This is a genomic window from Dellaglioa sp. CoH-56-MRSF-11 (genome assembly GCF_056782135.1).
In genome coordinates this window covers 114,461-138,697 of sequence record NZ_JBXAYE010000001.1, presented here as the reverse complement: position 1 = coordinate 138,697, position 24,237 = coordinate 114,461, and the positions used below count along the sequence as shown (strand labels likewise).

The 24,237-nt window shown below is 34.2% G+C and carries 21 protein-coding genes; 7 read left to right on the top strand and 14 right to left on the bottom strand.

Annotation, left to right across the window (positions count from 1 at the left end):
- The first annotated feature begins 20 nt into the window (after positions 1 to 20).
- Positions 21 to 1,436: a glycoside-pentoside-hexuronide (GPH):cation symporter gene (locus AC1RPT_RS00665; protein WP_481761037.1), complete on the top strand. Its 1,416-nt coding sequence runs from the start codon at positions 21 to 23 to the stop codon at positions 1,434 to 1,436.
- A 50-nt stretch (positions 1,437 to 1,486) separates the two neighbouring features.
- On the opposite strand, the gene AC1RPT_RS00660 is transcribed toward AC1RPT_RS00665, so the two are convergent.
- Positions 1,487 to 2,080: a YdeI/OmpD-associated family protein gene (locus AC1RPT_RS00660; protein ID WP_481761038.1), complete on the bottom strand. Its 594-nt coding sequence runs from the start codon at positions 2,078 to 2,080 to the stop codon at positions 1,487 to 1,489.
- 18 nt (positions 2,081 to 2,098) lie between these two features.
- Positions 2,099 to 2,770, bottom strand: coding sequence for a YoaK family protein (locus AC1RPT_RS00655; protein ID WP_481761039.1), 672 nt, complete (start codon positions 2,768 to 2,770; stop codon positions 2,099 to 2,101).
- 176 nt (positions 2,771 to 2,946) lie between these two features.
- On the opposite strand from AC1RPT_RS00655, the gene AC1RPT_RS00650 reads away from it, so the two are divergent.
- Entirely contained in the window at positions 2,947 to 4,794 is a 1,848-nt protein-coding gene (locus AC1RPT_RS00650) for an FAD/NAD(P)-binding protein (RefSeq protein WP_481761040.1), read from the top strand.
- Between the two features lie 210 nt (positions 4,795 to 5,004).
- Positions 5,005 to 5,415 (top strand): peptide deformylase, encoded by a 411-nt coding sequence (locus tag AC1RPT_RS00645; RefSeq protein WP_481761041.1) that lies wholly within the window; start codon positions 5,005 to 5,007, stop codon positions 5,413 to 5,415.
- Between the two features lie 51 nt (positions 5,416 to 5,466).
- On the opposite strand, the gene AC1RPT_RS00640 is transcribed toward AC1RPT_RS00645, so the two are convergent.
- The 3 genes from AC1RPT_RS00640 to AC1RPT_RS00630 form a co-directional block, all read right to left on the bottom strand.
- A complete protein-coding gene (locus AC1RPT_RS00640) occupies positions 5,467 to 6,210 on the bottom strand; it encodes an SDR family oxidoreductase (protein ID WP_481761042.1) in 744 nt (247 codons plus the stop codon).
- Positions 6,211 to 6,319: 109 nt separating this feature from the next.
- A complete protein-coding gene (gene thiD / locus AC1RPT_RS00635; RefSeq protein WP_481761043.1) occupies positions 6,320 to 7,135 on the bottom strand; it encodes a bifunctional hydroxymethylpyrimidine kinase/phosphomethylpyrimidine kinase in 816 nt (271 codons plus the stop codon).
- 189 nt (positions 7,136 to 7,324) lie between these two features.
- Positions 7,325 to 8,884: an MFS transporter gene (locus AC1RPT_RS00630; RefSeq protein WP_481761044.1), complete on the bottom strand. Its 1,560-nt coding sequence runs from the start codon at positions 8,882 to 8,884 to the stop codon at positions 7,325 to 7,327.
- 357 nt (positions 8,885 to 9,241) lie between these two features.
- Between AC1RPT_RS00630 and AC1RPT_RS00625 the strand changes: the two genes are divergently transcribed.
- Positions 9,242 to 9,643, top strand: a complete 402-nt coding sequence (locus AC1RPT_RS00625; RefSeq protein ID WP_481761045.1) for a pyridoxamine 5'-phosphate oxidase family protein — start codon at positions 9,242 to 9,244, stop codon at positions 9,641 to 9,643.
- Positions 9,644 to 9,694: 51 nt separating this feature from the next.
- Here the strand turns inward: AC1RPT_RS00625 and AC1RPT_RS00620 are convergent, their stop codons facing one another.
- Together AC1RPT_RS00620 and AC1RPT_RS00615 are read right to left on the bottom strand one after the other, a co-directional pair.
- Complete coding sequence (locus AC1RPT_RS00620; protein WP_481761046.1) at positions 9,695 to 10,498, bottom strand: Cof-type HAD-IIB family hydrolase; 804 nt, start codon at positions 10,496 to 10,498, stop codon at positions 9,695 to 9,697.
- A 151-nt stretch (positions 10,499 to 10,649) separates the two neighbouring features.
- The gene (locus AC1RPT_RS00615) at positions 10,650 to 12,464 is read right to left on the bottom strand and encodes a glycerophosphoryl diester phosphodiesterase membrane domain-containing protein (RefSeq protein ID WP_481761047.1); all 1,815 of its coding nucleotides are present in this window, start codon (positions 12,462 to 12,464) and stop codon (positions 10,650 to 10,652) included.
- Positions 12,465 to 12,615: 151 nt separating this feature from the next.
- On the opposite strand from AC1RPT_RS00615, the gene AC1RPT_RS00610 reads away from it, so the two are divergent.
- A complete protein-coding gene (locus tag AC1RPT_RS00610) occupies positions 12,616 to 13,503 on the top strand; it encodes a polysaccharide deacetylase family protein (RefSeq protein WP_481761048.1) in 888 nt (295 codons plus the stop codon).
- Positions 13,504 to 13,589: 86 nt separating this feature from the next.
- On the opposite strand, the gene AC1RPT_RS00605 is transcribed toward AC1RPT_RS00610, so the two are convergent.
- From AC1RPT_RS00605 to AC1RPT_RS00575, 7 genes are all read right to left on the bottom strand, one after another.
- The gene (locus AC1RPT_RS00605; RefSeq protein ID WP_481761145.1) at positions 13,590 to 15,029 is read right to left on the bottom strand and encodes a catalase; all 1,440 of its coding nucleotides are present in this window, start codon (positions 15,027 to 15,029) and stop codon (positions 13,590 to 13,592) included.
- Positions 15,030 to 15,251: 222 nt separating this feature from the next.
- Positions 15,252 to 16,166, bottom strand: a complete 915-nt coding sequence (locus AC1RPT_RS00600; RefSeq protein ID WP_481761049.1) for a GRP family sugar transporter — start codon at positions 16,164 to 16,166, stop codon at positions 15,252 to 15,254.
- A 30-nt stretch (positions 16,167 to 16,196) separates the two neighbouring features.
- Positions 16,197 to 16,619 (bottom strand): D-ribose pyranase, encoded by a 423-nt coding sequence (rbsD, locus tag AC1RPT_RS00595; protein ID WP_409021800.1) that lies wholly within the window; start codon positions 16,617 to 16,619, stop codon positions 16,197 to 16,199.
- Between the two features lie 28 nt (positions 16,620 to 16,647).
- A complete protein-coding gene (gene rbsK / locus AC1RPT_RS00590; protein ID WP_481761050.1) occupies positions 16,648 to 17,583 on the bottom strand; it encodes a ribokinase in 936 nt (311 codons plus the stop codon).
- 194 nt (positions 17,584 to 17,777) lie between these two features.
- The gene (locus AC1RPT_RS00585) at positions 17,778 to 18,464 is read right to left on the bottom strand and encodes a 2,3-diphosphoglycerate-dependent phosphoglycerate mutase (protein ID WP_409021802.1); all 687 of its coding nucleotides are present in this window, start codon (positions 18,462 to 18,464) and stop codon (positions 17,778 to 17,780) included.
- Between the two features lie 71 nt (positions 18,465 to 18,535).
- Positions 18,536 to 19,741, bottom strand: a complete 1,206-nt coding sequence (locus AC1RPT_RS00580; RefSeq protein WP_481761051.1) for a MalY/PatB family protein — start codon at positions 19,739 to 19,741, stop codon at positions 18,536 to 18,538.
- Entirely contained in the window at positions 19,725 to 20,801 is a 1,077-nt protein-coding gene (locus tag AC1RPT_RS00575; RefSeq protein ID WP_481761052.1) for an AI-2E family transporter, read from the bottom strand. The genes AC1RPT_RS00580 and AC1RPT_RS00575 overlap by 17 nt, the downstream gene beginning before the upstream one ends.
- A 172-nt stretch (positions 20,802 to 20,973) precedes the next feature.
- Between AC1RPT_RS00575 and AC1RPT_RS00570 the strand changes: the two genes are divergently transcribed.
- Together AC1RPT_RS00570 and AC1RPT_RS00565 are read left to right on the top strand one after the other, a co-directional pair.
- Entirely contained in the window at positions 20,974 to 21,696 is a 723-nt protein-coding gene (locus AC1RPT_RS00570) for a GntR family transcriptional regulator (RefSeq protein WP_481761053.1), read from the top strand.
- A 146-nt stretch (positions 21,697 to 21,842) separates the two neighbouring features.
- Positions 21,843 to 24,218, top strand: coding sequence for a phosphoketolase family protein (locus tag AC1RPT_RS00565; RefSeq protein WP_481761054.1), 2,376 nt, complete (start codon positions 21,843 to 21,845; stop codon positions 24,216 to 24,218).
- Positions 24,219 to 24,237: the final 19 nt, after the last annotated feature.

Sequence of the window (24,237 nt, the reverse complement as noted above, 5' to 3'; positions counted from 1 at the left end):
ACTCGAAAGGAATTAAACTAATGAAAAATTCTAAAGATTTTAAACAATATGCTTCATATGCCTTTGGTGCATTTGGACATGATGCCTTTTATGCAACACTTAGCACTTATTTTATGATTTTTATTACAAGTCAATTATTCGTTACAAAGGATGCTGGTTTCAACGCTAAAATGATTGGTTACGTCACAACTATGATGGTTGTTATTCGAATTGTTGAGATCTTTTTTGATCCTTTAATTGGTGGCGTTATTGATAATACTCGTACTCGTTGGGGGAACTTTAAACCATGGTTACTAATCGGTTCAATTGTCAGTTCAATTGGATTAATCCTTATTTTCACTGATTTTGGTGGTTTAGCTACAAGCAATCCTTATCTTTACTTAATTCTTTTTGCCATTGTTTATATCATTCTAGATAGTTTCTATTCATTTAAAGATATTTCATTCTGGTCAATGTTACCAGCTCTAAGTGTCGAATCAGAAAAACGGACTAAATTTGGAACAATTGCTCGTTTTGGTTCAACATTAGGTGCTCAAGGTGTTATTATCGTTATCGTCCCAATCGTTGTCTTCTTTTCAAAAATGTTCTCAGGTACAACTGGTAATACACAAACAAAAGCAGGTTGGTTAGGTTTTGCTATTGTTATCGGTTTGGTTTCATTCTTAGGTGCTTTAGCAACTATTTTAGGAACTAAGATTGAAAAAAATGCAATTCGTGAAAATACTGAAAAAGTTCGTTTCCGTGATGTTTTCAAAGTTATCGGTAAAAATGATCAGTTAATGTGGTTATCATTATCATATTTCCTTTTCGCTTTTAGTTATGTTATTACAAATTCACTTTTGATTTACTACTTCAATTATGTTTTAGGTAGTGCAGCTGCATTTACTACTGTTGGTGTTCTAACAGCAGTCTTAGGAATTATTTCAGTTTCATTGTTCCCAACTTTAGTTGCATTGGTTCATCGTCGTGCTATCTACCTTGGCGGAATCGCTGTCATGCTATTGGGTTACATTCTCTTCCTATTTGCTGGTACTAACCTTGTTGTTGTCTTAATTGCTGTTGGCTTATTCTTCTTCCCATATCCACTTGTTTTCTTAGCAGCATTGATGACAATTACGGATAGTGTTGAATACGGTCAATTAAAGAGTGGAACACGTAATGAATCTGTTACTTTAGCAGTTCGTCCTTTGTTGGATAAATTAGCTGGTGCCTTCGCTAATGGTGTTGTTGGTTTTGCCGCAATCCAAGCTGGTATGACAGGTAGTGCTAAACCAAGCGATATTACAAACAGTGGTTTACTACAATTCAGAATGTACATGTTCTTCGTTCCAATGGCCTTAATAATTGTTGCTGCTCTTATCTTTATGTCAAAAATTAAATTGACTGAAGCTAAACATGCTGAAATCGTTACAGAATTAAAAAAGAAATTAGATTAATATAATTAAAAAAACAGCGATCAGATAAAATCTGGTCGCTGTTTTGCTGTCTAATCGTTAAGTCCTTTACCATCAAGAATTTTCGGAATATATTTAATAATTCTAGCCTCACGCGTTTCTGTTTTTTTAGCATCTGCAAAATAACGTGCATACGTTTTTTGACGTCCAAGCGTTAACGTTTCAAAAAATTCTTCCAATTCTGGCATTTCATTCATTTTTTTCTGGAATTCCACTGGCAACACTAATTCAGTTGGTTTACCCTTAGGAACCTTTAACCCAGCCTTTTCTGCATTAATTGCTTGTTGAATGTAATCACTTATCTCTACTTTTAAATCAGTAACATCTTTTAAGCTATGAAATCTAATTTGGCGACCAACCTCAGTATGTTCGCCCGTTGGAACTAAAATACCCTTACCATCATCAATCAGAGTTCCTTTTAAGAAAAGTAATGCCATATACTCTTTAAATCCTTGAATTAAGACAATATTTTTACCATTTAGTGTATAACAAGGTTTGCCCCATTTAAATTCTTCAGTCAGTCCCGTTTCGAGTGCAAGTTCTCTTAACTGTGTCATTTCTTCTTTCCATTGTGTTGCTTTTTCTAAGTGTAAATCAACTTTTGGATTCTTTTTAATTTCTGTCATTGTCTTAACCCCTTTATTTTATAATCTTTTTTCTGGATTTAATTGTAGCCCAATCAATGAACATAACAAGAAAAATGCAGCTAATAATATCGTTTTAGTTCCCATTATCGGTACCATAGCACCCATAGAAATTGCGCCAAAAAGAAATGCTAAGACGACACCCAACATCCGCCAACCTTTAGCCATTGCGATTATATTACCTTTAACAATTCCGTCATAAAAACTTTCAGCCATTGTCCTCAAATTACCCGTCATCATAAATGACGTAAAAGGTCCTCCGTTGATTTGTCTAAATTCTTGAAGTTGAGCTGCTGCAACCATTGAAATGATTCCTGTAGATAACTGTGCTGGCCAATTTCTTGGAATAAATGCAACAATAATTAAAAGGATCGTCTCAATACCGATAACAAATCGTTGTCGTTTATTAATTGAATCTTCTTCTTTAAATCGATGTTGCAGATTTCTAGTTATAATAATACCAATCATAAAAGCAAAAATTGGAATCAGATGATCGAATATGGCCCCCCATTTCATTTGGCCCATATCAATACCTAATATAATTAAATTTCCGGTTTGCATACCAGCGAAAACACCATCATGTACGATATAGGTATACGCATCAAATCCCCCGCCGGCAAATATTAATCCAGCGAACAGTACCCTATCCAATAGTGACATTGGTTTTTTCATCAAATCCTTCTTTCAGATTGTACTTAAAATATTCTTTCAAATTAAGTATACTAAATTATCAGAAGTTAACAAGAATATACGATTAATTTTTACTATTAAAGACGTTATCAAGCGATTTTTTCTGTTTTAAAGTTTATAATGAAATTAGTTTTTATAAGACAAGGGAGATTACTTTTATGCATTTAGCCATTATTGGTGCCGGACCACGAGGTCTGATTACACTTGAACGACTCATTGCTTGGCAACAAGCAGATCCTTCAAATTCACCACTTACTATTGATTTATATGATCCATATGGTGTTGGTGGGCGCGTATGGTCACCAACTCAACCACACGAATTAATCATGAATACCGCAGCTCAACAAATTAGTTTATTCTATGGAACAAGCGTCCAATCTATTGGTCCAGTTATCCCAGGACCAAACATTTTCGAATGGGCTCAATCTGATGCTCATGATTTTATCGAAATAAATAATTATTCAGCGGATTTTTTAACTGAAATTAAAGATTTACATCCAAACGATTATGCAACAAGAGCACTTTTTGGTGTTTATATCCAATGGTACTACGCTGAATTACTTAAACGTGCCTCTAACAATATCACAATTAATTTGAATAAAAGTACGGTTACACAAATTTCAAAAAAAGCTGATCAATTTGAAATCACAACCGCCTTACCTTCAGTTAGCATCGTTGACTATGTCGTAATGTCTTTAGGTAATCTTGAAAATGAATTATCTGTCGGACAAAAAAGATTTGATACATTCGCTACAGAAAACAAGTTAACTTATGTTTTACCAGGCTTTCCAAATGAAACAAAACTAGATCATATCACGCACGAAGATACTGTTATTTTACGTGGCTTAGGTCTTAGCTTCTTTGATTTAGTGACCCGTTTGACTGTAGGCCGTGGTGGTCTATTTAAGCGATTAGAGAACGGGCAACTACAATATCAAGCAAACGGTAACGAACCTCACATTGTGGCAGGTTCGCGTCGTGGATGGCCTTATCATGCCAAAGGGGATAATCAAAAATCACCCGGCGAAGAAACTCAAGCTCATTTTTTAACGGCGGCTAAAATGGCAGTTTTCATGGAAAATGGTACCGTTTCTTTCAATGAATTTTGGACCTTATTAAGTCATGACGTTGAATATCAATATTATTCATTACTTGTCGCACAGAATTATCCAAAAATCGATTTAACAAAATTCCAATTAGCTTTCTTAAAAGATCCTAAAGTAACCGTTGAGCGATCAATTATTCTTGAAGAAGATCGCTTTAATTGGGATCATCTAGGAAATCCAATGACTAAAAAACCTAATGAAGATTTCAAAGCCGTTATGTTAGACCATTTACAAAAAGATGCAGTAGATGCAAAATTAGGTACTAAGACCGGACCATTGACCAGTGCTCTTGAGGTTTTACGTGACTTACGTCTTCCGGTTAGACAATTAATTGATAACCGTCTCTTAACAGATGATGACTATTTAACTAACTTCTTAGGCTGGTTTAATTCATTAAATAACTTTTTAACAATCGGGCCTCCTACCATTAGAGTTGAACAATTACGGGCACTCGTTGAAGCTGATGTTGTTACACTATTAGAACCTGGAATGGTCGTCGATACTAAAGATCATCAATTTGAAACATATAGTGCAAACCAACCAGATCAACGCTACTTAGCAACAACTCTAATTGAAGCACGCGTTCCTGCTGTTCATGCGACAACAGCAACAAGTCCTTTAATAAAACAGTTACTCGATACAAAAATCGCCAATCCTTTAATTTTAAATCCAACTAAAGGTGATTCTGTTATAGATGGCGCAGTCAACGTTGACCCTGTCAGCAATTTATTACTAGATGAGCATAAGACACCGCAACCTGGTTTATACTTCTGGGGTGTTCCGACTGATGGTGTTCATTGGCTAACAGCTGCAAGTCCAAGACCTTTTGTAAATGATGTTAGTTTACGCACAGCTAATGATATTGTTAAAGCTATTTTTACAGAAGAGTCACATAAATAATAATTAAAAAAGTGAATCATACCCTATATTGAGAATAGAGTATGACTCACTTTTTTAATATCTTTTACCTATTAAATTGACGTTAATTAATCCTAAAATAATAATTTTCTACTTGAGGATAACATTATATTCTAAATCATGATAAAATCATTAACTAGATATCCATCAACATTTCTTTATTAATTATGCTACTTAAATCAAAGGAGAAAAATGATAAAATCAATTATGCACGATGAAATATTTCTCGCACAAAAAGCTGAGATTGCAACTAAAAATGATGGCTCAATCGTAACCGATTTATTAGATACATTAGAAGCAAATAAAGAGGTTTGTGTTGGAATGGCTGCCAATATGATTGGTGTGAATAAACGAATTATCGTTTGCCAATTTGGTAATCTAAATGTTCCCTTTATTAATCCTAAGATTACAAAAAAATCTGGACGTTACAACGTCAATGAAGGTTGCCTTTCGTTGACTGGCGAACGTCCAGCACAACGATATGATTCCATTACAGTTGATTATTTAGACAAATCATTTCAACCACAAACCCAAAAGTTTTCAGGTTGGATGGCACAAATCATTCAACACGAAGTCGATCATTGTGAAGGTATTATCATCTAAATGAAAAAATCTCGAGAAAATAAATTCTCGAGATTTTTTTATTATTTAAATTTAAGCTTGAGCAGTTGGATAAATCGTAAATTCATTAACATTAACTTCTTCTGGTTGATCAATGGCAAACTTAACCACGCGTGCAATTGCGACCGGATCAATTCCAACTTGTTCATAAAATGACGACATCCCTGAAAGGGTTTGTTCATCCGTAATAGTATTTAATAATTCTGTGTTAATTGCTGCTGGATATAAGGTTGATGTTCTTATATTTGTTTTTTCCATAGCACTTTCTGTCCTTAGAACTTCCATTAAATTACGGACAGCAAATTTTGTTGCGCCATAAACACCTGCATCTGGGAATGATTTAATGCCTGCAACAGATGATGTTGTAATAACATGTCCATGTTTTTGTTCAATAAATATAGGCAACACTGCAGCAATTCCGTTCAATACACCTTTGATATTGATATCAATCATATCATCCCATTCATCCGTTTTTAAAGCCGATAAGGGCGAGTTAGGCATGATTCCAGCATTATTGAATATAACATCTATCCCACCAAAAGTTTCTTGTGCTAAAGTAACTAAATTCTTAACGTCACTTGCCTTAGTGACATCAGTAACGGCATATGTTGCCTGACCACCATTCTTTTTAATTTCTTCAACAATCTTTGCTAACTTAGCTTCACGACGAGCACCTAAAACGACTTTAGCCCCACCTTCAGCTAACATTCTGGCCGTTGCTTCACCAATACCACTTGATGCTCCTGTAATAACAACAACTTTATTTTCTACTGACATATCATTATCCTCCAATTTAATTAGTATGTTTACATTACTCTTTAAAGTGCACTCTAAGTCAACAAAAAAAGACTCATTTTTATACAAAATAAAAGTGAGTCTCTAGTACCTATTTATTTAAACGGTAAGCAGCGTGATATAAAGGGCCTACGTATTCATTAAATGCAAAACCTGATTTAATTCCAGCAGTTACAAAATCTTTTGCTTTATAGACAGCTTCTTTAACTGACAATCCGTTTGCAAGGCCCGCAGTTATGGCCGCTGCAAATGTACATCCTGCTCCATGATTATAAGCAGGCGTTATCTTTTCAGTTTCTAAAACCTCAAATTGAGTTCCATCATAAAATAAATCAAGCGCCTTTTCACCCTTAAGAGCTTTACCGCCTTTAACAACGACATTTTTTGCACCTAACTCATGAATCTTAATAGCTGCTTGTTTCATGTCGTCAAGTGATTTCAAAGTTCCCATTCCAGATAAAACACCAGCTTCAAACAAATTAGGCGTTGTGACTGTCGCAATTGGGATCAATAAATCACGGATAGCATCAGCTGCTTCTGGATTTAATACTTCATCTTCACCTTTACAAACCATAACAGGATCAATCACAACATTCTTAATCTCTTTTTCTAAAATGCTTTCACGAGCTACTTCTGTAATTGCAACACTACCAAGCATCCCTGTTTTCATTGCAGCAATATCTCCGCCGGCACCTGTCGTTTTCAACTGTGCTTTTACTAATTCAGCATCCATAACAGTTACGTTATGTGCCCATCCAGCATCTGGATTCATGGTAACAATTGAAGTTAGCGCAACCATACCATAAGTTCCAAACTCTTCAAATGTTTTCAAATCTGCTTCCATACCAGCGCCACCACTTGCGTCGCTACCAGCAATTGTTAAAACCTTAGGAATTATTTTCGTCATTACTAATCTCCCTTTTATTGGATGATTTATTTTTAAATTAATATTATTTTATCATACGCCTTGTTATAAACAGCGATACTATTAGGAGTCTTACGCTTCAGAAATATATCGGTATCATTAAAGAGCCACTCAAAATTTTAAATGACAGCTTTCACTTCTTATAAACCTAATGACATAAAAAAAGTTTTTTTATTTATCTAATTTTTGATCGACACTTTTTGTTTCTCTTAATAAAAAGACTGCTGCTAGAATTCCAATAATCATAATGACCAATGATGTTAAAACAACTTGAATCATGCCTTTATCAAAAGCTGTTAAAACAATCTTTTGAACTTTATCAGCATAAGGAGTCGCTATTATTTTTTGACTCCACGCAACCATATGTCCAGAAAATGCTCCTGCATTTACTAAGGCTTGCTGAATACCCGTTGCAGCTACACTAGGAATATGACTATCACTAAAACCAGTGCTCAAACTTGATTCATATGCTTTAGTTTGTGCTAAACCAAGAATTACAACGCCTACTGTTATTCCAATTTGACGAAAAACATTCAATAAACCAGATGCCATGCCAATTTCTTTTGGATTAATATTATCCATAGCAGCAGTATTAATCATCGGATTAATAATAGCGTTACCCAATCCAGTTAATACAAGAAGCGGAAGTAATTGCATGTAGGTAAAGTCCGTTGTTGTTACCTGGCTAAACGTAAATAAACCAAGTGAGGCAACGATAAATCCAAGTGAAATCATCCACTTTTTACCAAACTTGTATCCTAGAACTCCTGTAAAAGGACCTAAGACAAGCGACCATAAACTCATAGGTAGTTGATGTAATCCCGTGGAAAAGGCTGAATATCCCATATAATTTTGCATTAAACTTGTTTGATAAGCGGCTAACGCAAAGATACCAGCACCAAGTGCAAATGCAAGAATTACAACACCAACAAAATGACGATTTGTTAATAATGTTAAATTCATCATTGGCGATTTAACTTTTAACTCTACAAAAACAAAGGCAGTTAAGATTAAAATTGATGCAATTAACCATCCCATAACATGCATATCAGTCCAAGCCCAATGCATATGTTGTTCTTTTTGAATTAAGCCATAAATACCAGCAAATAATCCAACTGCTGAAAGAATCATTCCTATAAAATCAATCGATTCCCCAGCGCCATATGCAGGTGTTTCTTTAACATTTCTAATAACCAAATAAATCGCAATGATACCGACCGGTAGATTAACAAAGAAAATTGAAGGCCAACCAAAGTTCTCAACTAAAAATCCACCAACTAAAGGTCCGATTGCTGTTGAGAATCCAATAACTGATCCTAAAATACCAAGTGCTGTCCCACGTTCTCGGCCTTCAAAGTTAGACGCAACTAACGCCATTGATAAACTCATCATTCCTGAACCACCAATTGCTTGAACTGCTCGACCAAAATCAAGAACTAATAAGTTTGGTGCAAGCCCATTTACAACAGATGCAATCGTAAACAAAATTGTACTAGCGATGAAGACTTTTTTTCGTCCAAACATATCACCTAATTTTGAAACAATTAATAAACTGACTGCATACATTAACGTATATGCATTTAATATCCATTGTAAATCACTAAATGTTGTTTTAAAATCAACTGCCATACTTGGTAAAGCAACATTTACAACAGTAACATCTAAAAGGCCCATAAAAACACCTAAACTCATAGCGAACAATGCTACCCAACGATTTGTTGCTTTTTTCATTTTTTATTCTCCTTTTGTATATCTTTAATTTGCTCCACTACACCAATATAATTCATACCACATATTTTAAAGCAATAAGTTTCATTCCATTTAGAATCATGGACGACCATTTTTCCAATACCAATCGTAACTTATATCCTGACATATTACGACTCATTAGTACTGTTAAAATTAATAATCTATACATATCACTTTAGCGTCTTTCTTCGAAGTCCTTTTAGAAATCACTATTAGACTCATATAAGTATAGTTTTTTTAGCCCTATTTGCAAGTTTTTTGTAAAGCTAATATTTTGCCAATATACCTTAATCATGATAAGTTTTACTTATAATAAGTAAATAAAAAGGAGATTTTATAATGGCAAAATTAACAGAAGATATGAAAAAAATGATTCCTGAACAACTTAATTTTCTTTCAACCGTAGATGAAAATGGGTTCCCACAAGTTGGTCCTAAAGGATCAATGCGTGTTTTTGATGATACGCATTTGATTTATAATGAAGAAACAGCTAAACATGCATTACACAATCTTCAAAATAATGGCCGTGCAGCTGTTGCTGTTATAGATCGTCCTAATCTAAAAGGCTTCCGGTTTGAAGGCACAGCACATTTAATTGATTCCGGTAAAATTTTTGACGATGCTGTTAAATTTGGTGAAGAACGCCATTTACCAAAAATGTACTATGCTGTCATCATTGATGTTGAACGTATTTACAAATTAGATGCTGGCCCAACTGCTGGTGATTTAATTGCTGATTAAATATTAAGACAAAAGGACTAAATCCCGTAAATGGGATTTAGTCCTTTTGTCTTATTTTTGAGCTAATTGTTCTAAAATAGCTAATCCAACACCATCTTCATCATTCTTTTTTGCATGATGATTAGAAATATCTTTATTAATTTGATGACCATTCTCCATTGCATAACTGATACCTGCAGCTTTTAACATCGATATATCATTCAAATTATCGCCAATTGCCATCACTTCTGACATAGGAATACCCATACTATCAGCAAATTTTTTCAACGCAATCCCTTTTTGTGCATTAACATGATTAACTTCAAGATTATTATCCCCTGAAGAAGTCACAATGAGTGTTTCATTTTCTTCAATTTTATTTTTTAAAACAGATAAGTCATCTGATTCATCCGTTTTTCGAATAAGAAATTTAAACAAATCTATTTCAGAATCATCAATAATTTCACTGTAATCGTCTATATAATGAATAGGATTTAAGTTTAATTTGATAACCGCTTCATCATATTTAAGAGGATCATCTGAATAAACACCTTTTGACGTCATAACTTTGAAAAAGGCATGTTCATTCTTCAAAAATTTAATGAGTTTTTGTGCCTCTTTTTTTGATATTGGAAAACTATTAATTTGTTTGCCTTCCTCAGTTACCGTAGCGCCCCCATTATAATTAATCATCGGTGCACTAATACCTGCTGCGTCAATTAAGGGTTTTACCTCATCATAACTTCGTCCAGTGGCAACAACAAAAGTCACTCCCATTTCTTGAGCCTTCTTAATAGCCGCTGCGTTACCCTTCGAAATACTATTTTCATTATTTAATAACGTGCCGTCCATATCTGATGCGATAATTTTAATCATACTTACTAGACACTCCTCTGATTTCAGTTTAGTAGCAACTTAAGCATAGCATGCCACCTAAATAGTGTAAACGTTAACATCTAGACAAAATTAAAAAAGACTACTAATCTATAGTAATCTTTTCTAATTTATGTTTCCTAACCTAACTAATTTAATTATCGATTGTTATGCTAATTCCCGTTAATCTATTTGAGAATATTGATAATTTACTTGCATAACTTGGATGATCATTATTAGCTTGAACAACTTGTTTAAGTGTACCAAAGTCATCCGTAATAATACCATCAACGTTCATAAATAACATCTTTTGCATAATCGTTTCATCATTTACAGTCCAAGCATAGACATCCTGGTTCTTATCATGTGCCTTGCTCACAAATGAGTCATCTAGAGTTGTAGCTTCCATAGTGTACGCATTTGCTGGTGTTTCTGGAAATGATATATTATATGGAATAATAAAACTGATATAAAGCTTTGGTGCTTGTTTTTTTACTTGTGAAACAACATCATAACTTAAAGAATGAATTCGATCCTTATCAGCTAATAGTCTTTTTTGATATTTTTTAACAAAGTTTTTAGTCATATTGGGACTATCTTGCGGAGATACTTTGATTTCAACTAATAATTTTTGATGATTCTTCTCTGCTGCCTTTAAATATTCATCGAAACTTGGAATTTTAGCTGAATAACCATTTTCACGAACAGTTAATGCTGTTAACTCGGATAATGTTAAATCATGTACTGTCCGATTAACATTCGCTAAATTTTCCAAATTTGGATCATGCATAACAACAAATTTATGGTCTTTTGTTTCTTGAATATCCATTTCGATGTAATCAGGTTTCTCTTTAGCTGTTTTTTCTAAGGCAGGAATGGTATTTTGTACACCATTTCCATCATCAACTCCACGGTGAGAAATAAGAACTGGATAGTCATTTAGCATCCCCTTTAAGTAAACATAATTATAAATAGAAGCTGTCCCTGCAACTAGTATCAGGAGAACAACGACACTAACTTTCTGTAATTTAATAAAGCGTTTCTCTTTATAGAATGTTTCTTGAACGGGTTTCAAATGCGGTTGTTGTTCTTCAAAAACATCTAGCGCAATACCTAACAACATAGTCACACTTAAAGCTAATACGATTTGTCCTAAAATTTCCAAAATAAACAGATTAAACATCACAATCATAAATGCTTGATTTTGAAAATGATTATCTACATAGTTCTGAATTAGGAACAAACTAATTTGAACAATTCCTGATATAAAAGCTATAGAAGCCGTAATTACTAATCCTTTTGTGACGGTTATCCAAAATTTGCCACGTCCAGCTTCCCAACTTTGTTTAATTAAATGACCGATTCTTTTTTCTGAACTAAACAACATAGTTGGAATAAAACTAATTAATCGGATAGAGAAGAAAAATGCTACACCATAGACTAAAAGTATTGGGCCCCAGATAGCTGGACTTGTCCACATATCTTGAAGAATAAAATCTGGAATAGTCACCTTATTTAATAAAGTAGATGTAAATAAGACTTGTCCAAATGGTAAAATTAAAACGAAGTAAAAAATAACGAGCAACGCTGTTAAAGGACGTAACTCTAAAACGTCATGAATTGATTGTTTTAATAATGACTTAAATTCAATTTTTAAATCATAACGAATAGCTTGAATACCCCTGATCATGAAAGACATTTGAATATAAACAATACTTAATATAACTAATATAACAAGGATAAACTCAATTAATAATATAGGTTTATCCTCAATAACCGAAATAATGTTAGTATAGGTTAAATATTCGACTTGGTTACTACTAAGTATCTGGCTTACCACCCAAGTTAAGATTGGTTGTACCACTGCAGATAAAATATAATTAGTAACAACTACTAAAATAAAATACAATTTCCAGTGTTGAAAAAATTCCTTATAACTTTGATTTAAAAAATGAAATGTTCTACGCATATTTTCCCCCAATTAAATATTTAATATGTACTTTATACTATCATAGCCTTACCTTTTTTTACATTTATTGACTTTATCCGCGTAAAAATTGAATCTTACTACCTTAGCGTGGTAAATTAGATAGTATCGTTTCTCATAAAAGGAGTTCATCATGTTAAAACATAAAAAAGGTTGGTTTATCTTATTATTCTTAGTCCTAATCGTCTCTATTGGTTCATTATTCTTTTTCATTCAAAATTCTCACTCCGTTTCCAATACTAATCACCAAAAAAATAGCTCTAAAAAGGTAAGTTCATCTTTACCCAAGAAAACTATTAAGAAAAATAAGCTCATTTCAAATACTAAAATAGACAGTTCGCATTGGAAATCATTTAAGGGCCAGACCGAATTTCCAATTTTAATGTATCATAGTATTTCTGTTGGAAATTCACTTCGTATTCCTGAAGCACAATTTGCCCATCAAATGCAGTGGCTTAAAAAAAATGGTTACTACACGTTATCACCTGCTGAAGCTATCGAAGTTTTTAAAACACATAAAAAACCTGCTAATAAAATTGTTTGGATTACTTTTGATGATGGTTACAAGGATAACTATGAAAAAGCTTATCCTGCTCTCAAAAAATATCATCAAAAAGCAACCATCAACTATATTACAAGCCACTTTGGCCACATAAACAAACTAACTATGCCACAAATGAACGAGATGCGAAAATCAGGTTTAGTAAGTATTCAAAGTCATACTGTCCATCATGAGGAACTTAATCAGATGACCGATGCACAACAAACTTTTGAATTTAAGAATTCGAAAAAATGGCTAAACAATAAATTTCATCAAGAGACATCAATTATTTGTTATCCAGTTGGTCGCTTCAATAACCAGACCGCTAAACTTGCTAAAGATGCAGGCTACAAACTTGGTCTAACGACATTACCAGGACTCGCTAATGAAAGCCAAGGACTATTCACCTTGCATCGTGTCCGTATCTCACCCGATTTATCAGATATTTCTTACAAGTATCTTTTAGAACACGGCATGTAAACAACACAAAAAAAAGGAATAAATCGCTGTTTGATTACAGTGATTTATTCCTTTTTTTTGTTAAACATTTTAATACACCGAAAGAATTATTTAATTAAGCTTAGTTCTAACCCTAATGCTTCTGCGACACGTGTTCCGTATTCCTTATCAGCTTGATAAAACTGTTTAGTTTCACGAATCTTTATCTCAATATCTTTAACTTGTCCCAGATTTAATTTAATATTTTCAATTAAACGTGCTTTTTCATCAGTAGGTAACAATCGATATAATTTACCGGCAGCAGTATAATAATCCTCATTTACTGAATAGTTGCCTACTTTTCCATCCAATGTATCACCATGAACTTCTGCATGGCGATTTTCTTCAGGTCCACCTAAACTGTTGGGCTCATAGTTAACATCACCGTTCTGATTTTGCGCCATTAAACCATCTCGTTCATAATTATGAACCTCATTTTTAGGACGGTTAGTTGCCAATTGTTCATAGTTAGCACCTAATCTATATCTTGCAGCATCTTTATAACCAAATAAGCGTCCTTGGAGTAATTTATCTGGTGAGGCTTCAATTCCTGGAACGAAGTTAGCTGGTGAAAATGCTAATTCTTCAATATCTTCAAAATTATTTTTTGGATTTTCATCTAAAACCATTTGGCCAATTTCAATTAATGGATAGTCCTTTTGCGAAATAACTTTCGTAACATCAAAGATATCTTGCGGATAGGCTAATCCTGCTTTGTAAGGCACAATTTGTACGGCTACTGTCCAACTGGGGTAATCTTGATCCTCAATCGCATTATACAAATCATTTTGTAAGTAATCAGAATCTTTTCCTCTTAATTCTTCAGCAACCTCATTACTTAAATTATGAACACCTTGGTTTGTTTTGAAATGATATTTAACCCAAAATTGTTCACCTTGCTTGTTTACCCATTTAAAAGTATGACTTCCATAACCGTGCATCATTCGGTAACTAGCAGGGATCCCACGATCACTCATAAGCATTGTTACTTGGTGAACTGTTTCAGGTGATAACGACCAGAAATCCCACTGCATATCCTGACTTCTAGCATGCGTTTTTGGGTCACGCTTTTGGGAATGTATAAAATCTGGGAATTTCAAAGCATCATTAATAAAGAAAACGGGCGTATTATTACCCACAATATCGTAGTTACCTTCATCTGTATAAAATCTTACTGCAAATCCTCGTACATCTCGATAAGTATCCGGATAACCTGCCTCACCAGCTACTTGTGAAAAACGGGTTATGACTGGCGTTTTCTTGCCCAAACCATTGAAAAGACCTGCCATAGTATAATCACTCATATCTCTAGTTAATTCAAAATAGCCTTTAGCCCCTGCCCCTTTTGCATGGACCACTCTTTCTGGAATACGTTCTCGATTAAAATGTGCCAATTTTTCTAGTAATTGGTAATCTTGAACTAAAACCGGTCCACGAGCCCCAGCTGTTTGTGAATTTTGATTATTCGCCCATGTTTGACCTTCATTTGTTGTTAAATCCCCCATGATGATTCCTCCTATTATCTTATTTATAAGTCCAATCCTAGCACCTAAACTGATAATTACAATTATTTTGACTTTTATAACTTGAATCGGAAAGTAGGTTTTAAATATCATAGTGAGTTCTAGTTAATGTTTATTTTTTTATCATTTTATGACATTTTAAATCAAATAATAACAAAAAGCCTTGATAACATAGTATTGTTATCAAGGTTTTAAAATTAATTTTATCTAGTTTTTTAAGAAAACTGTTACAGAAGCCGCAATTACAATTAGTATAAGACCAATAATAATAACTAACCATTCTTTACCCGTTTTTTTAGTGCGCATAACGACAATTCCTGAAATCGTTGCTCCAACAATTGAAACTTGTGAAAGGACGAATCCAGTTGCCAATCCAAGCATTGCAGGTTGAGCTGAAACTAAATAACCCAATGCTGCCATTGCAAAGAAGAAACCAGAAAAAATTTGTTTGTACGTAACACTTTGTGTAAAAATGTTATTTTTATTTTTCGTTAATTCATAAATTCCAAGAATTAATCCAAATGCTGCCATCCCGATAGCTTGTGCTAAAAACATATGCATACCATCAGTATTTTTAGTATATTGTGGAAGGATACCATATAATGAATAACCAACTTGGGCAATCAATAAGACACCAACTGCCTTTGTAAGTAGTTCTTTATTTCCAGCTGATTTCTTTTCTTGATAAGTTGTCATATAAGCTCCAACCAAGATAACAAATACAGCGATGAATCCATATAATTTTGATGAAACTGGACCCCAGTTACCAAGCATTACAACACCCCAAACTACATTTGCTGTAATTTGGAAAGCTGTTGAGATTGGCATTGCTTTAGCAGAACCTAAAGCATTTCCATCCTGATCTTTCATCCCAAAAGCCATAATAGTTAAAACATTTCCAAAGGCCCAAGCTGCCCCTGAGAAAAATGCTAACCAAAAATTAGAACCTTGTAACATGGGCATTCCCATGACTAATGAAAGGACGATTGCAACAATCAAAGTTCCCCATGTTGCTCCAAAAATACCTTGAACTGGTTTACCGCCAAAATATGATACTAAAGTTGGATATGCACTCCAACCAATAATTGCTAAAAGTGAGAAAAATAATCCTAACATATTCATTTTTATATCATCCTATCCTTATATTAATAACTATTTAATTGCTTCGCCTTCAAAATCAACATTTGATTCCAAAACGATATTTGAAAATGGTGTGATTTCACCTGTTCGTACTGTAGCAATATTATTATCATCACGACTCATCGATTTCAATTCATCATGTGAAATGAAAACAACTTCAACATCATCATCTAATAAAGCCTTGATAGCAGCATATTGTTCAGGATTAACCGTTTTAATTTCTTCAGCTAAAAAAGCTTTTTGAATTTTCATTTCAGAAAGTGTTGCAGCTAAAACATCAATAAATAATGGTAATCCACGTACGATTGAAAGATCAATTTTACGTCCATCATCCTTAATTGGTAGGCCTGAGTCACCAATTGTTAACCATTGTGTATGTCCAATTTCAGAAATAGCATTTGATAATTTTGTATTCAAAAGATTAGTTTTACGCATAATTTATCTCCCATTCAACAATTTAAATTTATTTATTAGCATCCAAAACAGCTAATACAGCAGATTCAGTTGGAATACTTGGTTGTGCACCAGCATGTGACACCGTTACAGATGAAGCAGCTGATCCATAACGCATAGCTTCAGCTAAATTATCTAAATTAGCATGTAAACGTGTTGCTGTAGCACCAATAAAAGTATCGCCGGCAGCAGTTGTATCAACAGCCTTAACCTTAAATGCTGGAACGACTCCTTCTTCACCATTATCACGCATGTAGAAAGAACCTTCTGAGCCAATTGTAATGATTACGGTATTAATTCCACGTTCAAAATAGTACGCAGCATTGTGTATCATTGAATGTTCATCAGTCACTTCTATCCCAGTCAATAAGAATGTTTCATGTTCATTTGGTGTAATAATATCAGTTAATTCTAATAATTCAGCTGGTAGTCCACCATTTTCAGGCATTGGAGCTGGGTTCAAAATTGTTTTAACACCATGTTCGCGTGCAATCTTGAAACCTTCAATAACTGATTCTGTTGGAATTTCTAATTGCGCAATCAAAAAATCTGATTCAGCAATGGCAGCTTCATGTGCGCGTACATCAGCTGGTGTCATATCAGCATTAGCGCCACCATAAATATGGATAATATTATCGCCTGTTTCGGCTGAAACAGTAATATAAGCTTGTCCAGTTTCTTCAGTATCTGAAACAATCACATGTTCAGTGCTTAAGTTTTCAACATTCATATTCTTTGAGGTATCAAATTCTTTACCAACTTTTGTAATCATGTTAGTCTTTGCACCAGAACGTGCAGCGGCAACACCTTGGTTCAATCCTTTTCCACCCATTGCTTCAACTTGATGATTTGGTGTGTGTAAAGTTTCGCCGCTAGTTGCGAAACGGGGTACAGAAACAACCTTATCAATATTAGTTGAGCCCAAAACAGTAATAACTTTTGCCATAACGTTTCTCCTTCATTTCTTTGATATATTTATCAAATAGAATGTGTATTCGATTACATCAATATAATACATATTATTTGCTTTGGCAAGCGCTTTCTGGTTTTAACTGCTAAAACTACCGACTTTTTCGCCAATTATTGACTAATACAAAAAAACCTGATGACATAAAATTGTCATCAGGTTTTTTATTAATATTAAAGTTTAATTTTGCTTACGATGTTTAATTTGTCATCAAGATCGTAAACAACTGGTTCGCCAGTTGCCATTTCAACGCCCATGATGTCTGCATCAGAGATGTTTTCAATGTATTTTGTAAGGGCACGTAATGAGTTACCATGTGCAGCAACGATTACATTTTTGCCTTCAAGTAATTTAGGAGCGATTTCGTCTTCCCAGAAAGGAATAACACGTTCCAAAGTAACTTTTAAGTTTTCGCCACCTGGGATAGCTTTAGGATCTAAATCAGCATAACGACGATCGTTAGCTGCTGAACCTTCATCAGTTGCGCTTAAAAGTGGAGGTAATGTATCGTATGAACGACGCCATACAAGAACTTGATCTTCACCGAATTGTTCTGCTGCTTCGGCTTTGTTTTGGCCTTGTAATGCACCATAATGACGTTCATTTAAGCGCCATGATTTGATTTCAGGAACCCATAATTGGTCTGAACCTTCAAGTGCGTAATGTAATGTTTTAATAGCACGTGTTAAAACAGATGTATAAGCTTGATCAAATTCGATTCCAGCTTCTTTAATCTTTTTACCAGCTGCTTGTGCTTCAGCAACGCCTTGTTCGCTCAAGTTAACATCTACCCAACCTGTGAAAAGGTTAGATAAGTTCCATTCACTTTGTCCGTGACGAATAAATACTAATTTTGCCATAAGATAAAATCCTCTTTTTCTATTTTTAGTTTACTGGTTTATTTTACACTGAAATGAAATAAATTAATAGTCTAATTTAAGCGATTTAGCTTTGCACTTTTGAGTCCCTTTAACAACTGATCAACAGCTGTTTGAACCGTTCCTAAATCAGTTGCCAAATTCATTCGAATAAAGCCTGGCGTTTCTTCACTAAACCATTGTCCATAATCAATAGCTAAGCCACACTCATTCTGAATAAATTCTTTCATCCGACTGGGATTTACATATGCTGAAAGGTCAATCCACATCAAGTATGTGCCTTCTAGTTCACTAATTTTAATTTCTGGAAATTTATTGACTAATTGGTGGCTGACTTCTAAATAATTGGTCCTTACGATACTCAGAATTTCATCTAACCAAACTGCTCCTGAACGATAAGCCGCCTCTCCAGCAACACATCCCATTAAACTACCCTCAGGTTTGTTCAAACGCTGTACCATTTTATCGTACTTAGCTCGTAATTGCGCGTTTGGAATAATGATATGCGAGTTTTGTAAAGCAGCTAAATTAAATGTTTTTGAGGGAGCATTAACGACAACCATATTATCTCGATAACGACCTTCGTCTATTGATAAAGCTGATACAAATGGTTTTTTTCCCACAATTAAATCTTGATGAATTTCATCCGAAATTACCATCACTTTATTTTCACGACAAATTTCAAAGAGTTGTGTCAGTTCAGCTTCAGTCCAGACGCGACCAACTGGATTATGCGGTGAACAATGAATAAGTAATTTAACGTGATTAGCTTTCATATCTCGTTCAATTGCTTCAAAATCCATTTCATATTGATTATTTTCATGTTTCAAAGGTGTTCGTACGATACGTCTGTTATTATCTTCAATTGCACTATAAAAAGGGTAATATACTGGTGTTTGAACTAAGACGCTATCACCTGGTTCCGTCATTAAATCGACTAATTGATATAATGAATTTACAACCCCTGTTCCAAATCTCATCCATTCCTTATGCAGTTCAATCCCATAGCGAGATTGTTGCCAATCAAAAAAGGCATCATAATATGAATCAGGAATTGTTGAATAACCAAAAACACCATGTTGTACCCGTGCTATTAAAGCATCAGTTACGGCTTTAGGTGCTTTAAAATCCATATCTGCAACCCACAGTGGCAATAATTTATCATCGCCATATTGCTCTTTTAAACTATCCCATTTAACTGAATTTGTATTTTTTCTATTCACTCTAAAATCAGCTAAAAATTTATTTTTCTTTACCATCAGTTTGACTATCCTTCCTTATTCCTTTAATTTTACCAATCCGTCCTTTAGATCCAGGAATTGACTTCACACCCAAGATATCCAAGAAGAATGTGAAAATGGGAATTCCGACAATCAAGCCCCACGTTCCAAATAATTCTTCACTGACTAACAAGATTACAAATGTAAAGAATATAGGTAGTTCTGTCCGACTTGACATAAATTTAGGATTTAATACATATGATTCTAATAAATGAACGACCATTAACATAATTAAGATGTAAACCACATCACGTACGCCACCAACCGAATAACCAACTAAACTTAATGGAATACATGAAATTAATACCCCTGCGACTGGAATTAAACTTAATAAGAAAATTAATATTCCTAAAGGCAAGAGCTGTGGCATATGCATGAAGTACAACCCAATCACAGTAATAACTGTATTAACAGTTGCGATAAAGAATTGTGCTTCAATAACGACACCAAATGATTTAACAAATTTTTCACCAAAGAAGTAAATATCCTGGAAAAACCAACCAAAATCACTTGATAAAAAGTTTTTTGAGAAATGTGTCATCTGATCTTTTTCAATCGTATAAAAGAAGCTTAAAATAAGCGATAATAAAAATGTTGCTGCCATAAAACCAATGCTCGTTATATATTGAAATACAAGCGTAAAACTACTTTTTAATTGTGGCACAATTTGAGATTTACCAATAGATTTAAGTACCCATTCCATCACAAGATTTGTATCTTTACCTGGATGACGATAAAAATTAATCACATAATGTGCCATTGAAACTGTTTGCGAAACTAAAATAGGAAAATACTTAGTAACTGCCAAATAAAGCAGCGCGATAATTGCCAGATATACTCCTATAACAATTATTCGACTATTAATTGATGAATGTCTTTGAATAACATTTATCAATCGGACTACTAAATATGTAAATATAAAAGTTAATAGAACAATGCTAATGACATCTTTCGCAAGAAAAATAACACCCATAATTACACAAAGTACAACAAATCTACGTAACTTAATATTTTCAATAAAACTTTGCCAAATTTCCAATAGACACACTCCTTTAACTATAGTCTTCATTGTACAAAATATTTACTAAAATGTCTGTAATTCTTACCTTTTTGTTCTAAAATAATTATCTCTCCGGAAAGTTGACGACTTGTCGTCTATTAAAACTTATGGTTAACTATGAAGATTGACTCTACGAAAGGAGTACTCTTGTATGGCTGAATTAATTTACAAACAACTGATTAGTAAACTTAAAAAAAGAATCGCTGCAGATGAATTTCCCGACATGAAACTCCCTGATGAACGTAGTTTGAGTGAAACTTATAAAATTAGTCGTAGTTCAGTAAAACGAGCTCTTAGCCAAATGGCTAACGACGGTATTATTTTTAAAAAACGCGGTTCCGGCACCTTCATTAATCCCTTATATTTAAAAAATAAAACCGTTTTTAATTATGAAGGCTCTAACTTAGGTGTTACAGACGGATTTGAAATGAATGGTAAAAGCCCTAAAGTTAAAGTACTAAGTTTTGAAGTTATTGCGCCCTCAGAAGATTTACAACGCAATCTTTTCTTAGACACAGATGATTTTGTCTACAAGATTGTTCGCTTACGTTTATTTGAAAAAACGCCTTTTATGATTGAAACAGGCTATATTCCAATTAAGATTGTTCCTAATTTATCTCAAACAATTGTTAAAGGATCAATTTTTAATTATTTGGAGGATATTCAGAATCAATCAGTTACTAAATCGTCGCTTTCAATCTACGCTGAACCATCAGACGAAAATGATCAAAAACTTTTAAATTTAAAACCAACTGAACCAGTTAGTATAATGGATGGTATTTTCTTCTTAGATAATGGTACCCCATTTGAATATTCAAGTATGAGATTTCATTATAAATTTTCTAAATTTAATACTTTCATGGCCGTTAAATAGGCTATTTAACGGCTTTTTATTTACTTTTTAAAATAATTGGTACGTTCCAATGAATTAAATGATTGACTTTTATTTAATGTTTGTTATTATGAACATATAGAAAGCGCTATAACTTTAGCAAATAAAACATATAGGAGTGTGTAACTATGACAGAAACTGATTTTTCATCTAAATCATATTTAGATAAAGTTGATGCTTGGTGGCGTGCAGCAAACTACCTTTCAGTTGGACAACTTTATTTAAAACAAAATCCATTATTACAAACTGAAGTCGTACCTGAAGACATCAAAGTTAACCCTATTGGTCATTGGGGAACAATCTCAGGCCAAAACTTTATTTACGCTCATTTAAACCGTGCAATTAATAAATATAACTTAAACATGTTCTATATTGAAGGACCTGGTCATGGTGGCCAAGTTATGGTTTCTAATGCTTACCTTGATGGTAGTTATACAGAAATCTACCCAACAATCACTGAAGACTTAACTGGTATGCAAAAATTGTTCAAACAATTTTCATTCCCAGGTGGTGTCGCTTCTCATGCTGCTCCTGAAACACCAGGATCAATCCATGAAGGTGGCGAATTAGGTTATTCATTATCTCATGCCGCTGGTGCTATTCTTGATAACCCTGACGTAATTGCTGCTACAGTAATTGGTGATGGTGAATCAGAAACTGGACCATTAGCAGCAAGTTGGTTCTCAAATGTCTTCATTAACCCAGTTAATGATGGTGCTGTATTACCAATCCTTGATATGAATGGTTTCAAAATCTCAAATCCTACAATTTTATCACGTAAATCTGATGCAGATTTAACAAAATACTTTGAAGGTATGGGTTGGGATCCAATTTTCGTTGAAGGAACTGATCCTGAGATCATCCATCCTGAAATGGCTAAAAAAATGGATCTTGCTATCGAAAAAATTAAAGCAATCCAAACTGAAGCTCGCAAACACCCAGCTGAAGAAGCAACAATGCCTAAATGGCCTGTTATGATTGTTCGTACACCAAAAGGCTGGACTGGTCCAGAAGTCTGGAACAACGAACCAATCGAAGGCTCATTCCGTGCTCATCAAGTTCCAATTCCTGTAGACCAACGTCACATGGAACATGTTGATGCTCTTGTTAAATGGATGAAATCATACCGTCCAGAAGAATTATTTACAAAAGACGGTCAATTAATTCCTGAACTAAAAGAAATGGCACCTAAAGGCAACCAACGTATGGCAATGAACCCTATTACTAACGGTGGTATTAATCCTCAAAAATTAGTTATGCCTGATTGGAAGAAAAATGCTGTTGATACATCAACTCCAGGTGCTGTTACAGCACAAGATATGATTATTTTCGGTGACTTCGCTCGTGATATTATTGAAGAAAACCCTAAAAACTTCCGTATCTTCGGACCAGATGAAACAAAATCAAACCGTTTGAATGCTATCTTTGAAGCTACTAACCGTCAATGGTTAGAACCAATCAAAGAAGGTAACGACGAATGGCAAAGTCCTGTAGGCCGTGTTCTTGATTCACAATTATCAGAACATCAAGCTGAAGGTTGGATGGAAGGTTATGTCTTAACTGGACGTCATGGTTTCTTCGCTAGTTATGAATCATTCTTACGTGTCGTTGATTCAATGTTGACACAACATTTCAAGTGGTTACGTAAAGCCAAAGAACAAACATGGCGTAAACAATACCCATCATTGAATGTTATTGCAACATCAACTGTATTCCAACAAGATCACAATGGTTATACTCATCAAGATCCAGGTATGCTTGGTCATTTAGCTGATAAGAAACCTGAATTTATCCGTGAATATACACCTGCTGATTCTAACAGTTTATTAGCTGTTATGAATAAGACTCTTCAAAGTGAAGAACTTATTAACTTAATCGTTTCAAGTAAACAACCACGTCCTCAATTCTACTCAGCTGATGAAGCTCAAGAACTTGTTGACAATGGTTTGAAAGTTATCGATTGGGCAAGTACTGCTAAGGGCGATGATGCTGATCTTGTTATTGCTGCTGCTGGTTCAGAACCTAACTTAGAAGCTTTAGCTGCTGTTAGTCTTTTAAACTCAGCATTCCCAGAATTGAAGATTCGTTTCATCAATATTGTAGATATCTTAAAATTACGTCATCCTAAGATTGACCCTCGTGGTTTCTCTGATGAAGAATTTGACGGTTACTTTACAACTGATAAACCAGTCGTATTCGCATTCCATGGTTTCGAAGCTATGGTTCGTGACATCTTCTATGATCGTCATAACCACAATGTTTCAATCCATGGTTACCGTGAAAATGGTGATATCACTACACCATTCGATATGCGTGTCTTGAACCAAATGGATCGTTACAACCTTGCTAAAGATGCTGTCTTACAAGCTGGCAACTTAGGCGCTGCAGGCGATAAATTTGTTAAAGAAATGGAAGCTATGGTTGCTAAACATGAATCATACATCCGTGAAAATGGTGATGATCTTCCAGAAGTTAATAACTGGAAATGGACTCCACTAAAATAGTAAAACTTTAAACGAAAAG

Bases quoted from the DNA above. Each gene is read 5' to 3' on its own strand.
- AC1RPT_RS00665 (WP_481761037.1), top strand. From the start codon at position 21: ATGAAAAATTCTAAAGATTTTAAACAATATGCTTCATATGCCTTTGGT.
- AC1RPT_RS00660 (WP_481761038.1), bottom strand. From the start codon at position 2,080: ATGACAGAAATTAAAAAGAATCCAAAAGTTGATTTACACTTAGAAAAA.
- AC1RPT_RS00655 (WP_481761039.1), bottom strand. From the start codon at position 2,770: ATGAAAAAACCAATGTCACTATTGGATAGGGTACTGTTCGCTGGATTA.
- AC1RPT_RS00650 (WP_481761040.1), top strand. From the start codon at position 2,947: ATGCATTTAGCCATTATTGGTGCCGGACCACGAGGTCTGATTACACTT.
- AC1RPT_RS00645 (WP_481761041.1), top strand. From the start codon at position 5,005: ATGATAAAATCAATTATGCACGATGAAATATTTCTCGCACAAAAAGCT.
- AC1RPT_RS00640 (WP_481761042.1), bottom strand. From the start codon at position 6,210: ATGTCAGTAGAAAATAAAGTTGTTGTTATTACAGGAGCATCAAGTGGT.
- thiD (WP_481761043.1), bottom strand. From the start codon at position 7,135: ATGACGAAAATAATTCCTAAGGTTTTAACAATTGCTGGTAGCGACGCA.
- AC1RPT_RS00630 (WP_481761044.1), bottom strand. From the start codon at position 8,884: ATGAAAAAAGCAACAAATCGTTGGGTAGCATTGTTCGCTATGAGTTTA.
- AC1RPT_RS00625 (WP_481761045.1), top strand. From the start codon at position 9,242: ATGGCAAAATTAACAGAAGATATGAAAAAAATGATTCCTGAACAACTT.
- AC1RPT_RS00620 (WP_481761046.1), bottom strand. From the start codon at position 10,498: ATGATTAAAATTATCGCATCAGATATGGACGGCACGTTATTAAATAAT.
- AC1RPT_RS00615 (WP_481761047.1), bottom strand. From the start codon at position 12,464: ATGCGTAGAACATTTCATTTTTTAAATCAAAGTTATAAGGAATTTTTT.
- AC1RPT_RS00610 (WP_481761048.1), top strand. From the start codon at position 12,616: ATGTTAAAACATAAAAAAGGTTGGTTTATCTTATTATTCTTAGTCCTA.
- AC1RPT_RS00600 (WP_481761049.1), bottom strand. From the start codon at position 16,166: ATGAATATGTTAGGATTATTTTTCTCACTTTTAGCAATTATTGGTTGG.
- rbsD (WP_409021800.1), bottom strand. From the start codon at position 16,619: ATGCGTAAAACTAATCTTTTGAATACAAAATTATCAAATGCTATTTCT.
- rbsK (WP_481761050.1), bottom strand. From the start codon at position 17,583: ATGGCAAAAGTTATTACTGTTTTGGGCTCAACTAATATTGATAAGGTT.
- AC1RPT_RS00585 (WP_409021802.1), bottom strand. From the start codon at position 18,464: ATGGCAAAATTAGTATTTATTCGTCACGGACAAAGTGAATGGAACTTA.
- AC1RPT_RS00580 (WP_481761051.1), bottom strand. From the start codon at position 19,741: ATGGTAAAGAAAAATAAATTTTTAGCTGATTTTAGAGTGAATAGAAAA.
- AC1RPT_RS00570 (WP_481761053.1), top strand. From the start codon at position 20,974: ATGGCTGAATTAATTTACAAACAACTGATTAGTAAACTTAAAAAAAGA.
- AC1RPT_RS00565 (WP_481761054.1), top strand. From the start codon at position 21,843: ATGACAGAAACTGATTTTTCATCTAAATCATATTTAGATAAAGTTGAT.